This window comes from Streptomyces africanus (assembly GCF_030816955.1).
Taxonomy (GTDB): Bacteria; Actinomycetota; Actinomycetes; order Streptomycetales; family Streptomycetaceae; genus Streptomyces; species Streptomyces africanus.
In genome coordinates this window covers 6,165,526-6,179,815 of the sequence record NZ_JAUSYP010000001.1, presented here as the reverse complement: position 1 = coordinate 6,179,815, position 14,290 = coordinate 6,165,526, and the positions used below count along the sequence as shown (strand labels likewise).

Genomic DNA, 14,290 nt, shown 5'->3' with positions numbered 1-14,290 from the left:
TCGTCACCCTACTCCGACATCCAGACGTCCGTCTTAAACAGCCGTACTAGACAAGCGTTTAAGACGCCCGTACAGTCCTGCCCCATGACGACGAACCCCACCCCGCCGGCCCGCGCCGGCCGCCGCGAATGGACGGCGCTCGGCGTGCTGATGCTGCCGTTGCTGCTGGTCTCGATGGACGTCTCCGTCCTCTACTTCGCGATCCCCGCGATCAGCGCCGACCTGGAGCCGAGCGGCACCCAACAGCTGTGGATCTTCGACATCTACGGCTTCGTCCTGGCCGGCCTGCTGATGACGATGGGCTCGCTGGGCGACCGCATCGGCCGCCGCAGGCTCCTGCTGTTCGGCGCCGCCGCCTTCGGCACGGCCTCCCTGGTCGCGGCCTACGCGAACAGCGCCGAGACCCTGATCGCCGCCCGCGCGGTCCTCGGTATCGGCGGTGCGACGCTGATGCCGTCGACGATGGCGCTGGTGCGCACGATGTTCACCGACCCCGCGCAGCGCACCAAGGCGATCGGTGTGTGGTCGGGTGTGATGACGGCCGGCATCGCGCTCGGCTCGGTGCTGAGCGGGGTGCTCGTCGAGCACTTCTGGTGGGGCTCGGTCTTCCTGGTCAACCTGCCCGCGATGGTGCTGCTCCTGGTCCTGGGGCCCGTCCTGCTGCCCGAGTCGAAAAGCCCGCGCCCGGGCCGCTTCGACTGGCTGAGTGTTCCCCTGTCGATGGCGGCGGTGCTCCCCGTGATCTACGGCCTGAAGGAGCTCGCGTCGCAGGGCTGGAACGTGCGGTACGTGATGTCGGTGACGGTCGGCCTGCTCTTCGCCGCCCTGTTCGTCCACCGCCAGCGCACGGCGGAGTCCCCGCTGATCTCGCCGGCACTGTTCCGGGGCCGCGGCTTCACCCCGGCCGTCGTCCTCAACCTCGTCGCCGCGTTCGGGATGATGGGCTCGGCCTACTTCACGACCCAGTACATCCAGTCGGTCCTGGACAAGAGCCCTCTCGAAGCGGCGCTGTGGAGCCTGCTGCCGTCGGTGCCCATCGGGCTGGCGGCCCCGGTCAGCGCCCAGCTCGTGCAGCGGGGCGTGCCCCGCGCGTACGTCGTCGGCACAGGCTTCGCGGTCACCGCGGGCGGCTACGTACTGCTGGCCCTGACCGGCACGGACTCCCTGTGGCTGCTGCTGGCCGCGTGCGCCGTCCTGGCCTGCGGTGTCGTCGCCGTCATGTCCCAGGTGGCGGACCTGGCCCTGAGCGCCGCCCCGGTGGAGAAGGCGGGCGCGGCCTCGTCGCTGCTGGAGACCGGCACGGAGTTCGGCGGCGCGCTGAGCATGGCGTTCCTCGGCTCCATCGGCACGGCCGTCTACCGCCGTGAAATCCCGGCCTCGGCGCCCGCTCCGGCCCGCGAGACCCTGGGCGGCGCCCTGGCCGTCGCCGACCGGCTTCCGGGGCGCGCGGGGGACGCCCTGGCGACCGCGGCACGCGAGGCCTTCACCAGCGGGATGCACGCGGCGGCGGTCACGGGCGCGGTGCTGCTGGTCGGGGCGGCGGCAGCGGCGACGGTGACACTGCGGCGGGTCCGGGTACGGGAAAACGCCGGACGAGCTGATCAACTCAGCCCGTCCGGCGTGTGAAGTCGAACCCGTTCGGGGGCGAACGGGGGTCCGGGGGCGTCAGCCCCCGGGACGCATCAGACCAGGTTCACCGAACGAGCCGAGGTCGCACCGATCTCGGCCGCGACCTCGGCCAGCACACCGGAGGTCACCGTGTCGTCCACGGTCAGCACCGCCAGCGCCTCGCCGCCGGCCACGGCCCGCGACACCTGCATACCGGCGATGTTGATGCCCGCCTCGCCGAGGATGCGGCCCACCGTGCCGACGACACCCGGTCGGTCCTCGTACTTCAGGACGACCATGTGCTCGGCGAGCGCGAGGTCGACGTCGTACTCGCCGACGGCGACGATCTTCTGGAGGTGCTTGGGGCCGGCGAGCGTGCCGGAGACCGACACCTCCTCGCCGTCGGCGAGGGTGCCGCGCACGGTGACGACGTTGCGGTGCTCGGTCGCCTCCGAGCTGGTGGTCAGCCGCACCTCGACGCCGCGCTCCTGGGCGAACAGCGGGGCGTTGACGTACGACACCGTCTCGGCGACGACGTCCTCGAAGACACCCTTGAGAGCGGACAGCTCCAGCACCTTCACGTCGTGCTGGGTGATCTCGCCGTACACCTCGACGTCGAGGCGGACCGCGACCTCACCGGCGAGCGCGGTGAAGATACGGCCGAGGCGCTCGGCGAGGGGCAGGCCCGGCTTGACGTCCTCGGCGATGACGCCGCCCTGGACGTTCACCGCGTCGGGCACGAGCTCACCGGCGAGGGCGAGGCGCACCGAGCGGGCGACGGCGATACCGGCCTTCTCCTGGGCCTCGTCGGTGGAGGCACCGAGGTGCGGGGTGGCGACGACCTGGTCGAACTCGAAGAGCGGGGAGTCCGTGCAGGGCTCCTTGGCGTACACGTCGAGACCGGCACCGGCGACCCGGCCCTCCTTGAGGGCGGAGTACAGCGCCTCCTCGTCGACGATCCCGCCGCGCGCGGCGTTGACGATCCGCACGCTCGGCTTGACCTTGCGCAGCGCCTCGTCGCCGATGAGACCGACGGTCTCGGGGGTCTTGGGCAGGTGGACGGTGATGAAGTCGGAGACCTCGAGCAGCTCGTCCAGGGACAGCACCTTGACGCCCATCTGGGCGGCGCGGGCGGGCTGGATGTAGGGGTCGTAGGCGACGACCTTCATGCCGAAGCCGGACATGCGCTGGGCGACCAGCGCACCGATCCGGCCCAGACCCACGACACCGAGGGTCTTCTCGGCGAGCTCCACGCCCGTGTACTTGCTGCGCTTCCACTCGCCGTTCTTCAGCGCGGCGTTGGCCTGCGGAATGTGGCGGGCAGTGGCGACGAGGAGACCGCAGGCCAGCTCGGCGGCGGTCACGATGTTCGAGGTGGGGGCGTTGACGACCATCACGCCGGCCTTGGTGGCGGCGGAGACGTCCACATTGTCCAGGCCGACGCCGGCTCGCGCGACGACCTTGAGCTTGTTTGCGGCGGCGATCGCCTCGGCGTCGACCTTGGTCGCCGAGCGGATCAGGATCGCGTCCACCTCGGCGATGGCCGGGAGCAGCTCGGCTCGGTCCGCCCCGTTGCACTGCCGGATCTCGAAATCCGGGCCAAGCGCGTCGACGGTGGCGGGCGACAGCTCTTCAGCGATGAGTACGACGGGTTTCGAGCTCACGTGAGTCCTCACAAGTCCAGTGCTGCGGACGGCCGTCCCGACGGCCGCAGGCGGTGGAGGGGGCTAGCCGCGTGGAAGACGCACGACGCTGTGGGCCTGACGCGTATGTAGTGCAGCAGTCTAGTGGCGCCGAGGGCGTCGTCTTACGCCGCTGCGGAAGGATCACCCGTCCGTGGCCGGACGGGATGGACAACGCCGCACTTCCGACGTTACCCCGGGTCAGCCGAAGGGGCCGGGGCCTGTCGCTCCGGCCCCCCGGCCGTGAGGCTTACGCCTCCTCGTCGACCCAGCTCATGAGCTTGCGCAGCTCCTTGCCGGTGGTCTCCAGCAGGTGCTCGGAGTCCTGGGTCTTGTACTCGTTGTACTTCTTCAGACCGCCGTGGTACTCGTCCATCCAGGCCTGGGCGAACGTGCCGTCCTGGATCTCGGCGAGGACCTTCTTCATCTCGGCCTTGGTGGCGTCCGTGATGATGCGCGGGCCGGTGACGTAGTCGCCCCACTCGGCGGTCTCGGAGATCGACCAGCGCATCTTCTCCAGGCCGCCCTCGTACATGAGGTCCACGATCAGCTTCAGCTCGTGCAGGCACTCGAAGTACGCGATCTCCGGCTGGTAGCCGGCCTCGGTCAGCGTCTCGAAGCCCGCCTTCACCAGCGCGGCCGTACCACCGCAGAGGACGGCCTGCTCACCGAACAGGTCGGTCTCGGTCTCCTCGGTGAAGGTCGTCTTGATGACGCCGGCGCGGGTGCCGCCGATGCCCTTGGCGTACGACAGGGCCAGCGCGAAGGCGTTGCCCGTGGCGTCCTGCTCGACGGCGGCGATGCAGGGAACGCCGCGGCCCTCCTCGTACTGACGGCGGACCAGGTGGCCCGGGCCCTTCGGGGCGACCATGCAGACGTCCACACCGGCCGGGGGCTTGATGAAGCCGTAGCGGATGTTCAGGCCGTGGCCGAAGAACAGCGCGTCGCCGTCGTTCAGGTTGGGGGCGATGTGCTCCTCGTAGACCTGGGCCTGGATCGGGTCCGGGACGAGGATCATGATGACGTCGGCCTCGGCGGCGGCCTCCGACGGCGTCACCACGCGCAGGCCCTGCTCCTCGGCCTTGGCCTTGGACTTGGAGCCCTCGTGCAGACCGACGCGGACGTCGACACCCGAGTCACGGAGCGACAGCGCGTGGGCGTGGCCCTGGCTGCCGTACCCGATGACCGCGACCTTGCGGCCCTGGATGATGGACAGGTCGGCGTCGGCGTCGTAGAACAGCTCGGCCACTTTGGGTTCTCTCCTCGGGAGTGCAGGTGTTGCGTCCCACCGTATGACGGGGGGCGGAAGGGAAGTCTGAGGGTCTCGGAATACGGGCGGCCGACGGCGCGCCGACCGCCCGTTTCAGGTCTTACGCCGACCGGTCCAGCGCGCGCAGCGACCGGTCCGTGATGGAACGGGCACCGCGGCCGATCGCGATCGTGCCCGACTGGACGAGCTCCTTGATGCCGTACGGTTCCAGCATCTTGAGCATGGCGGACAGCTTCTCGCCGGATCCGGTGGCCTCGATGGTGACGGCCTCCGGGGAGACGTCGACGGTCTTGGCGCGGAACAGCTGGACGATCTCGACGATCTGGGAGCGTGTCTCGTTGTCGGCGCGGACCTTCACCAGGACGAGTTCGCGCTGCACCGCCTGCGACGGCTCCAGCTCGACGATCTTCAGCACATTGACGAGCTTGTTGAGCTGCTTGGTCACCTGCTCCAGCGGCAGGTCCTCCACCCCCACGACGATGGTGATCCGGGAGATGTCGGGGTGCTCGGTGACGCCGACGGCGAGCGAGTCGATGTTGAAGCCGCGGCGGGAGAACAGCGCGGCGATCCGGGCGAGGATGCCGGGGGTGTTCTCCACCAGGACGGAGAGCGTGTGCTTGGACATGATCTCTTCGGTCTCTCTCGCTCAGTCGTCTTCGTTGTCGCCGAAGTCGGGGCGGACGTCCCGTGCGGCCATGATCTCGTCGTTGGAGGTGCCGGCGGCGACCATCGGCCAGACCATCGCGTCCTCGTGGACGATGAAGTCGACGACGACCGGGCGGTCGTTGATCGAGTTCGCCTCCTCGATCACCTTGTCGAGGTCGTCCGGGTTCTCGCAGCGGATGGCGTAGCAGCCCATGGCCTCCGACAGCTTCACGAAGTCGGGGACGCGGGTGCCGCGGGCCTGCGGATTGACGTCGTCCGGGCCGGAGTGCAGCACGGTGTTGGAGTACCGCTGGTTGTAGAAGAGCGTCTGCCACTGGCGGACCATCCCGAGGGCGCCGTTGTTGATGACGGCGACCTTGATCGGGATGTTGTTCAGGGCGCAGGTGGTGAGCTCCTGGTTGGTCATCTGGAAGCAGCCGTCGCCGTCGATCGCCCAGACGGCCCGCTCGGGGGCTCCGGCCTTGGCGCCCATGGCGGCCGGGACGGCGTAGCCCATGGTTCCGGCGCCGCCGGAGTTCAGCCAGGTGCCCGGCTTGTCGTACTCGATGAAGTGGGCGGCCCACATCTGGTGCTGGCCGACGCCCGCCGCGAAGATCGTGCCCTCGGGGGCGAGCTGCCCGATGCGCTCGATGACCTGCTGCGGGGAGAGCGAGCCGTCGCCGGGCTGGTCGTAGCCGAGCGGGTAGGTCTCGCGCCAGCGGTTCAGATCGTTCCACCACATGCTGTAGTCGCCCTGGTGGCCCTCGCTGTGCTCCTTCTGCACGGCCTGGATCAGGTCGGCGATGACCTCGCGGGCATCACCGACGATCGGCACGTCGGCGACGCGGTTCTTGCCGATCTCGGCCGGGTCGATGTCCGCGTGGACGATCTTGGCGAAGGGCGCGAAGCTGTCCAGCTTGCCGGTGACGCGGTCGTCGAAGCGGGCGCCGAGGGCGACGATCAGGTCGGCCTTCTGCAGGGCGGTGACGGCGGCCACGGAGCCGTGCATGCCGGGCATGCCCAGGTGCTGCGGGTGGTCGTCGGGGAACGCGCCGAGCGCCATCAGGGTGGTGGTGACGGGCGCGCCGGTGAGCTCGGCGAGGACCTTCAGCTCGGCAGTGGCCTTGGCCTTGAGCACGCCGCCGCCGACGTACAGCACGGGCCGGCGGGCCTGGGTGATGAGCTTGGCGGCCTCGCGGATCTGCTTGGCGTGCGGCTTGGTGACGGGCCGGTAGCCGGGCAGGTCCATGGTCGGCGGCCAGGAGAACGTGGTCTTCGCCTGGAGGGCGTCCTTGGCGATGTCGACCAGGACCGGGCCCGGGCGGCCGGTGGAGGCGATGTGGAACGCCTGGGCGATGACCCGGGGGATGTCCTCGGCCTTGGTGACGAGGAAGTTGTGCTTGGTGATCGGCATGGTGATGCCGACGATGTCCGCCTCCTGGAAGGCGTCCGTGCCGATCGAGGCGGAGGCGACCTGGCCGGTGATCGCGACCAGCGGCACCGAGTCCATGTGGGCGTTGGCGATCGGCGTGACCAGGTTGGTGGCGCCCGGTCCGGACGTCGCCATGCAGACGCCGACCTTGCCGGTGGCCAGCGCGTAGCCCTCGGCCGCGTGACCGGCGCCCTGCTCGTGGCGGACCAGGACGTGGCGCACCCTGGTGGAGTCCATCAGCGGGTCGTAGGCCGGGAGGATCGCACCGCCGGGAATGCCGAATACCGTGTCGGCGCCGACCTCCTCGAGGGAGCGGATGAGGGACTGCGCGCCCGTCACCTGCTCGGGGGCGGAGTGCTGTCCTCCGGATCGGGGCCGGGGCTGCGGGTGATGGGCCCCGGTGGCCTGCTCGGTCATCGGCATTCTCTTCTCAGATGCTGAGGGCTTTTTGCGAAGTTTCTGCGGTTTTCGACTGCTGCACGGAAGGTGCCCGTGCAACAAAAAACCCCTCGTGCCGTAAGGCAAGCGAGGGGAGCGCGCCGGGTGGGGTCGCTGAGCGGTCGAGGCTCAGCGTCAGCCGACGCGCTGTCCAAGTACGAGAATTCGGGTGCGCATGGCACAGACCCTCCCCCCGGCACGCACTCACTGTCAAGTGGGTGGGACGGGAGTCTCATTATGTGAGCGGAGGGCCGTACCGCCTCCGATGACGGCGGACACACCCGAGCTGTACACCCGCGGAGCACCGCCCGCGAACGCCGGTTCGGCCGGTCCGTGCGGCACCGGATAACGGCCGGAAGCGAGCGCCCGGCGCAGCCGGTGCTCGTCGAGCGGCCCGGAGAACGCCATGCCCTGCCCGTGCGTACAGCCCATCGCGCGCAGGGCGACGACCTGCTCGGGCAGGTCGACCCCGTCGGCCACGGACTTCAGCCCGAGGTCGCCGGCGATGCGCAGCAGCCCACTGGTGATCTTGTACAGGCGGGCCGACTCGACGACGCCCTCGACCAGACTGCGGTCGAGCTTCAGCACGTCGACGGGCAGCCGCCGCAGGGCCGTGATCGCCCCGTAGCCGCTGCCGAACCCGTCGAGCGCGATCCGGACCCCGACCCGCCTGAGGGCACCCAGCCGCCGCTCCAGCTCGTCCAGGCCGACCCTGGGGTCGGCGTCGGACAGCTCGATGATCAGCGACCCGGACGGCAGCCTGTGCCGCGTGAGCAGCGCCTCGATGGTGCCGAGCGGCATCGACCGGTCCAGCAGCCGGCGGGCGCTCATCCGGACGACGACCGGCGCGGACAGCCCGGCCGCGTGTCGCTCGGCGGCCTGCTCGACGGCCTCCTCGATCATCCACCGGCCCAGCTCGGCGGTCTTGTCGCTGTCCTCGGCCACGCGCAGGAACTCCGCCGGGGTGAACAGCACCCCCTGCGAGGAGCACCAGCGCGCCTGCGCGGACACCGACGCGATCCGGCCGTCCTCCAGGCACACCACCGGCTGGTGCAGCAGGGCGAACTCCCCGTCGTGCAACGCGGCCCGCAGTCGCGTGGCCAGCTCCGCCTTGCGCACGACGTCCTGCTGCATCTGCGGCTTGTACAGCTCGACGCGGCCCTTGCCGCCGGCCTTGGCGCGGTACATGGCCAGGTCGGCGTTGCGCAGCAGTTCGCCCGCGCCGAGGCCGGCCTCCGCGAAGGCCACGCCGATGGAGGCGTTGACACGGACATCGTTGCCGTCGATGACGTACGGCTGGGACAGCGTCGTCCTGAGGCGGTCGGCGAGCTCCAGTATGTGCCGCTGCCGGGCCTCGCGGTCGCGGGTGTTGTCCCCGACGATCAGGGCCGCGAACTCGTCGCCGCCCAGCCGGGAGGCGGTGTCGCCGTGCCGGACGGAGTCCTGCAGGCGGCGGGCGGCCTGGACGAGCAGCTCGTCCCCGGCCTGGTGCCCGATGGTGTCGTTGACGGCCTTGAAGCCGTCGAGATCGATGAACAGCACGGCCGTGTTCCGCAGGGCCACGCCCCGGTCGGAGGCGCGGCGGCCCGACAGCGCGTGCTGGACGCGCTTGGTGAACAGGGCGCGGTTGGGCAGGTCCGTGAGCGGGTCGTGCTCGGCGTTGTGCTGCAACTGGGCCTGGAGCCGCACCCTTTCGGTCACGTCCCGGCTGTTGAAGATGAGGCCGCCGTGATGGCGGTTGACGGTCGACTCGACGTTCAGCCAGCCTCCGTCACCCGAGCGGAAACGGCACTCGATGCGCGTGGTGGGTTCCTCGACCGGATTGGCGGCGAGGAAACGCCGTACCTCGTGCACGACGCAGCCGAGGTCCTCCGGGTGGATGAGATGGGCCAGCTCCGTACCCACCAGCTCCTCCGCCGGGCGGCCGTAGACACCGGCGGCGGCCGGGGAGACGTACCTGAGGACGCCGCTGGGTGCGGCGATCATGATGACGTCGCTGGAGCCCTGCACCAGGGAGCGGAAGTGGTTCTCCTTCTGGGCCAGTTCCTGGGTGAGGGTGATGTTGTCGAGCAGCATGATGCCCTGGCGCACCACCAGCGCGAGCACGACCGTGCCGCCGGTGATCAGGACCACGCGGTCGACGCTGCGGCCGTTGAGGACGTTGTAGAGGATTCCCAGGGTGCACACGGCCGCCGCCAGATACGGCGTGAGCGCGGCGAGGGATCCGGCGATGGGCCGGGCGGCCGGGTACCGGCCGACCTCGCCTCCGGGCAGGGGCGGAGGGTGGTGCGGGCCGCTGCGCTGCCCGGGTACGTGCTCGTGCACCACGCGCGTGTGCCCTGCCGTGTTCTGCCGGTTCGCGCCGTGCCGGTCGGTGTCCGGCGTGCGGGACCCGGCCCACGGGGCGTAGGCCAGGAGCAGCGAGCCGGCGAACCAGCCCGCGTCGAGCAGCTGGCCGGAGTGGTAGTCGTGGTGCATCAGCGGTGAGGTGAACAGGGCGTCGCACATCACGGTCAGCGCGAGCGCGCCGATCGCGGTGTTGACGGCGGAGCGGTTCACCGCGGACCGCCTGAAGTGCAGCGCGAGGACCATGCTGACCAGTGCGATGTCGAGCAGCGGGTAGGCCAGCGACAGCGCGGTGTGCGCCACGCCGGGCCCTTCGGACTTCGCGGCCTGGGCGAGGGCGAGGCTCCAGGCCAGCGTGAGCAGCGAGCCGCCGATCAGCCAGGCGTCCAGCCCGAGGCAGACCCAGCCGGCCTTGGTGACCGGCCGCTTGGCGAGCACGAGCAGCCCGACGATCGCGGGCGGCGCGAAGCAGAGGAAGAACAGGTCGGCGTAGCTGGGACTGGGCACGGGCTGTCCGAGGACGACCTCGTACCACCCCCAGATCAGGTTGCCCAGGGACGCCATGGCCGAGGAGAGGCCGAACAGCAGCCAGGCGGGTCGAAAGCGGGTGCAGCGGCTGCGGCCGTAGAGGAAGCACGACACGGCTGCGGTGGCCGCAGCGGCGCTCAGTCCGAAGTCACCCATGATCAGGGCCAGTTCGCGCGAGCCCCAGCTGAACGCGGAACCGACGGCGTATCCCGCGCAGATCAGGGCGAGGACGAGCTGGAGGGCCGGGCCCGGCCGGGGGCCGGGGGCCGGCGTGCGGGGCAGCAGCGCCCCGGGGGACGGAGGCTGTGCCCGCAGCGCTCCGTCGAGCGTGGGGGCGGGGGTCGGCGGCGCGCTCACCGGACCCTCCCGGTCCCTGCCGCCCCCGGGTCCCGCGGGCCCCGGTGCACCGGCTGGGCATGCCTTCTGCGGCTGCCGGGCCTGCGGCGGTGATGGCTCTGGTCGGCGTGATGGTCGCTGTGGTGGGTGTGGTGCCCGCCGTGATCGGCGTGGTGACCGCGTCTGCTCGCGGCCGTCCGCCAGGGTCGCCGCCGGCAGCCCCGCCTCGTCGGATCGCTCGTCCATAGGCCGTGCATCGCCTGTCGCCCCCCTCACAGTCTGAAGTGTCCGTCCCCGGCGCCGAACGGTCCGCGGCGCAGCCCCTGTCGGGACGATACACCAGTCTCGTCACTCAGGGACATAGGTTCTCTACTCTGCGTAACGAGCAACGGTTATATGAGTACCCACCGCGCCCGAAGGATTGCGGACAGTACTCGGGTTCGGATCAGTCGGTTGATGCACCCGTCGTAAGGATCACGTTGCGCAGCGGCTCCCGGTTCACATAACGGTTCAACTGGTCCACCAGGAGCCGCCTGGCGCGCGGCAGGAACGCGGAGGTGGGACCGCCGACGTGCGGGCTGATGAGTACCCCCGGCGCACGCCACAGGGGATGTTCGCGCGGCAGGGGCTCCGGGTCGGTGACGTCGAGGGCGGCGGTGATGCGGCCCGTCTCCAGCTCGGCGAGCAGCGCCTTGGTGTCGACGACGGGGCCGCGGGCGACGTTGACGAGGAGCGCCCCGTCCTTCATCCGGGACAGGAAGTCGGCCCCGGCCAGGCCACGGGTGGTTTCGGTGAGCGGCGTGGACAGGATGACGACATCCGCTTCCGGCAGCAGCGCCGGGAGTTCGGTGAGCGGATGCACCGGCCCGCGCGCCGTGGTGCGCTCGGAGCGCGCGACGCGCGCCACCCGCGCCACCTCGAACGGAACGAGCCGGTCCTCGATGGCCTCGCCGATCGACCCGTACCCGACGATGAGGACGTTCTTGTCGGCGAGCGCGGGCCGGAACCCGGCGAGCCACTCCCCCCGGTCCTGCGCGCGGACGAAGTCGGGGACCCCGCGCAGCGAGGCCAGGATCAGGGCGAGGGTGAGCTCTCCGGTGCTGGCCTCGTGCACCCCGCGCGCGTTGCACAGCCGCACGCCCGGACGCAGGTGCCGCAGCCCGGGCTCCACGTGGTCGATCCCGGCCGAGAGGGTCTGCACGACCTGCACGTGGCTCATCTCCGGCATCGGACGCACGCACAGCGGACTGGGCTTCATGTAGGGGACGACGTAGAACGCGCAGTCCGCCGGGTCCGCGGGGAAGTCCTCCTCACCGTTCCAGAAGCGGTAGGCGAGGCCCTCGGGGAGTCCCTCGATCTCGCCCGGCGGGATGGGCAGCCACACGTCAGCAGTCATGCACAGGAGGCTATGTCAGGACGGTGCGACGGCAGAGGTTAGGTTGGGGTGGCCGGAACAGGGAGGGTCACGACCAGGTGGAGCGCAGGACGATCGGCGCGGCGGCGCTCGCGGTGGGGGCCGTCGGACTCGGGTGCATGCCGATGAGCTGGGCGTACAGTGCGTCGCGGCGGCGCGGCGACGAGTCGCTCAGGGCGGTGCACCGGGCGCTCGACCTGGGGTCGTCCCTGCTCGACACGGCCGACATGTACGGCCCCTTCACCAACGAACTGCTGGTGGGGCGGGCGTTGAAGGAGCGGCGGACGGACGCGTTCGTGTCGACGAAGGTCGGTCTGCTCGTGGGCGACCAGCACATCGTCGCCAACGGCCGCCCCGGGTATGTGAAACGGGCCTGTGACGCGTCGCTGCGGCGTCTCCAGACGGACGTCATAGACCTCTACCAGCTGCACCGGGCCGACCCGGAAGTGCCCGTCGAGGAGACCTGGGGCGCGATGGCGGAGCTCGTCCAGGCCGGGAAGGTACGGGCGTTGGGCCTGTGCGCGGTGGGCGCGCGGGCCGGCCGCCGCTCCGGGGCCCGGCTGCACGACGCGACGATCCGGCAGCTGGAGCGGGTGCAGCAGGTGTTCCCCGTGAGCGCGGTGGAGGCCGAGCTGTCCGTGTGGTCGCCGGAGGCGCTGGAGACGCTGCTGCCGTGGTGCGAGACGCGGGGCATCGGGTTCCTGGCGGCGATGCCGCTCGGCAACGGCTTCCTGACCGGCCGGCTGCGGCCCGGCGCGGGCTTCGAGGTGGACGACCTCCGGGCCCGGCACCCCCGCTTCACGGCCGAGATGATGGCCGCGAACCAGCCGATCGTCGCGGGCCTGCGCCGGGTGGCCCGCCGCCACGGCGAGCGCGTCACCGCCGCCCAGGTCGCCCTCGCCTGGGTCCTCGCCCAGGGCCCGCACGTGGTCCCGGTCCCCGGCACGAAGCAGGAGCGCTGGGTCACGGAGAACGCCGCCGCGGCGGCCCTGCGCCTGACGGCGGACGATCTGCGCGAGGTGGCGGAACTGCCGCCGGCACGGGGGTCCTGGGACTGAACCCCGTCCCGCGTCGGGGGCGTTTTCGGGCAAACCCCGTGTTCGGGGCCGCGCGTTCCGTGATCGGGAACTTGAGAGGCGCCGGCGGTGTATGACAGGGAGAGGACCTGCCCCGTCGAAGGGACCATGATCGTGCAACGTCGAGCCGTGCCGACCGTGTTGGCCGCCGCCGCGCTCCTGCTGACGGCCGGCTGTTCGTCCGACGGCGGAGGTGCGTCCGGCACGGACGGGAGCGCCTCCCCGAGCCGGAGCGCACCGGGGTCGTCCGCACCGACGGGACAGGCCGCGCAGGAGGCACCGCCCGCCAAGGGCTCGGTGAAGGTGGTGCGCACCGTCGCCGAGGGCCTGGACTCCCCCTGGGGCCTCGCCCCGCTGCCGGGCGGCGGCCTGCTCGTCTCCTCCCGGGACGACGGCACGATCGTCCGGGTCGACGAGAAGACCGGCAGGAAGACCGAGCTGGGCGAGGTGCCGGGGGTATCGGCCGCGGGCGAGGGCGGCCTGCTCGGCATCGCCCTGTCTCCCGACTACGCCTCGGACCGCATGGTCTACGCGTACTTCACCTCGGCCTCCGACAACCGCATCGTCCGCATGCTGTACGACGAGAAGAAGCCCTCCGGCGAGCAGCTCGGCGCTCCCGACACGGTCTTCAAGGGCATTCCCAAGGGCTTCATCCACAACGGCGGCCGGATCGCGTTCGGCCCGGACAAGATGCTGTACGCCGGCACGGGCGAGAGCGGTGACACGGGCCTGTCCCAGGACAAGGACTCCGTGGGCGGCAAGATCCTGCGGCTGACCCCGGAGGGCGAGCCGGCGCCGGGCAACCCGTTCGGGAACTCGCCGGTGTACTCGTACGGCCACCGCAATGTGCAGGGCCTGGCCTGGGACGCGAAGCAGCGCCTGTTCGCCTCGGAGTTCGGCCAGGACACCTGGGACGAGCTCAACGCGATCAAGCCGGGCGACAACTACGGCTGGCCGGAGGCCGAGGGCAGGTCCGGCGACTCGGGGTTCCACAACCCGGTCGACCAGTGGACCACGGCCGAGGCCTCGCCCAGCGGCATCGCCTACGCCGAGGGGTCGGTCTGGATGGCGGGCCTGCGCGGCAAGCGGCTGTGGCGCATCCCGCTGAACGGCACACAGGCCTCGGCCGAACCGCAGGCGTTCCTGGAGGGCGAGTACGGCCGGCTGCGCACGGTGGTCGCGGCGGGCGGCGACCGGCTGTGGCTGGTGACCAGCAACACGGACGGCCGGGGCAGTCCCAAGGACGAGGACGACCGGATCCTGGAACTGCGGGTGACCTAGCCCTCGGAGTCTTCGGAGTTTTCGTCCTCCGGCTCCTGCGGCGGGCGTACGACGACCTTTCCGGACGACAGGTCTATCGGCCCGCGTCCGGGATCGGCGTCCCCGGTGTCCTGCCGGGTCAGCTCCAAGCGGTTCTGTTCGTCTCGGGTGTGTTTGCGGCCGGGTGCGAACAGTTCCTCGAACATGTTGAACACGGAGCCCTCCCTGGGCCGCGACACCCCCGATGTCCTTTAC

General features: G+C 70.9%; 10 protein-coding genes. 3 read left to right on the top strand and 7 right to left on the bottom strand.

Going from position 1 to position 14,290, the window contains the following annotated elements; genetic code table 11:
• Positions 1-84 precede the first annotated feature (84 nt).
• A complete protein-coding gene (locus QF034_RS28800) occupies positions 85-1,626 on the top strand; it encodes an MFS transporter (protein ID WP_307177647.1) in 1,542 nt (513 codons plus the stop codon).
• A 56-nt stretch (positions 1,627-1,682) separates the two neighbouring features.
• Here the strand turns inward: QF034_RS28800 and serA are convergent, their stop codons facing one another.
• The 6 genes from serA to QF034_RS28770 all read right to left on the bottom strand — a co-directional run bounded on the left by serA (position 1,683) and on the right by QF034_RS28770 (position 11,681).
• Positions 1,683-3,272 (bottom strand): phosphoglycerate dehydrogenase, encoded by a 1,590-nt coding sequence (gene serA, locus QF034_RS28795; protein WP_307177646.1) that lies wholly within the window; start codon positions 3,270-3,272, stop codon positions 1,683-1,685.
• 268 nt (positions 3,273-3,540) lie between these two features.
• On the bottom strand, positions 3,541-4,539 hold the full coding sequence (gene ilvC, locus QF034_RS28790; RefSeq protein ID WP_020271499.1) for a ketol-acid reductoisomerase: 999 nt from the start codon (positions 4,537-4,539) through the stop codon (positions 3,541-3,543).
• 121 nt (positions 4,540-4,660) lie between these two features.
• Positions 4,661-5,185 carry an acetolactate synthase small subunit gene (ilvN, locus tag QF034_RS28785; protein ID WP_010048631.1) on the bottom strand — a complete coding sequence of 175 codons (525 nt, stop codon included), beginning with the start codon at positions 5,183-5,185 and terminating at the stop codon, positions 4,661-4,663.
• A 21-nt stretch (positions 5,186-5,206) separates the two neighbouring features.
• Entirely contained in the window at positions 5,207-7,054 is a 1,848-nt protein-coding gene (locus tag QF034_RS28780) for an acetolactate synthase large subunit (RefSeq protein WP_307177645.1), read from the bottom strand.
• A gap of 231 nt (positions 7,055-7,285) precedes the next feature.
• Positions 7,286-10,306: a putative bifunctional diguanylate cyclase/phosphodiesterase gene (locus QF034_RS28775; protein WP_307177644.1), complete on the bottom strand. Its 3,021-nt coding sequence runs from the start codon at positions 10,304-10,306 to the stop codon at positions 7,286-7,288.
• A 424-nt stretch (positions 10,307-10,730) separates the two neighbouring features.
• On the bottom strand, positions 10,731-11,681 hold the full coding sequence (locus QF034_RS28770) for a 2-hydroxyacid dehydrogenase (protein ID WP_307177643.1): 951 nt from the start codon (positions 11,679-11,681) through the stop codon (positions 10,731-10,733).
• 77 nt (positions 11,682-11,758) lie between these two features.
• Here QF034_RS28770 and QF034_RS28765 point away from each other — a divergent pair, with 77 nt between their 5' ends.
• Both QF034_RS28765 and QF034_RS28760 read left to right on the top strand, forming a co-directional pair.
• On the top strand, positions 11,759-12,757 hold the full coding sequence (locus QF034_RS28765; protein ID WP_307177642.1) for an aldo/keto reductase: 999 nt from the start codon (positions 11,759-11,761) through the stop codon (positions 12,755-12,757).
• 126 nt (positions 12,758-12,883) lie between these two features.
• Entirely contained in the window at positions 12,884-14,056 is a 1,173-nt protein-coding gene (locus tag QF034_RS28760; RefSeq protein ID WP_307177641.1) for a PQQ-dependent sugar dehydrogenase, read from the top strand.
• On the opposite strand, the gene QF034_RS28755 is transcribed toward QF034_RS28760, so the two are convergent.
• Positions 14,053-14,250 carry a DUF6191 domain-containing protein gene (locus tag QF034_RS28755; protein ID WP_307177640.1) on the bottom strand — a complete coding sequence of 66 codons (198 nt, stop codon included), beginning with the start codon at positions 14,248-14,250 and terminating at the stop codon, positions 14,053-14,055. The two genes, QF034_RS28760 and QF034_RS28755, sit on opposite strands and share 4 nt — an antisense overlap.
• Between the last annotated feature and the right edge of the window lie 40 nt (positions 14,251-14,290).

What these genes read in the sequence shown, in the direction of transcription:
- QF034_RS28800 (WP_307177647.1), top strand. Translation starts at nt 85, where the DNA reads ATGACGACGAACCCCACCCCGCCGGCCCGCGCCGGCCGCCGCGAATGG.
- ilvN (WP_010048631.1), bottom strand. Translation starts at nt 5,185, where the DNA reads ATGTCCAAGCACACGCTCTCCGTCCTGGTGGAGAACACCCCCGGCATC.
- QF034_RS28780 (WP_307177645.1), bottom strand. Translation starts at nt 7,054, where the DNA reads ATGACCGAGCAGGCCACCGGGGCCCATCACCCGCAGCCCCGGCCCCGA.
- QF034_RS28770 (WP_307177643.1), bottom strand. Translation starts at nt 11,681, where the DNA reads ATGACTGCTGACGTGTGGCTGCCCATCCCGCCGGGCGAGATCGAGGGA.
- QF034_RS28760 (WP_307177641.1), top strand. Translation starts at nt 12,884, where the DNA reads ATGATCGTGCAACGTCGAGCCGTGCCGACCGTGTTGGCCGCCGCCGCG.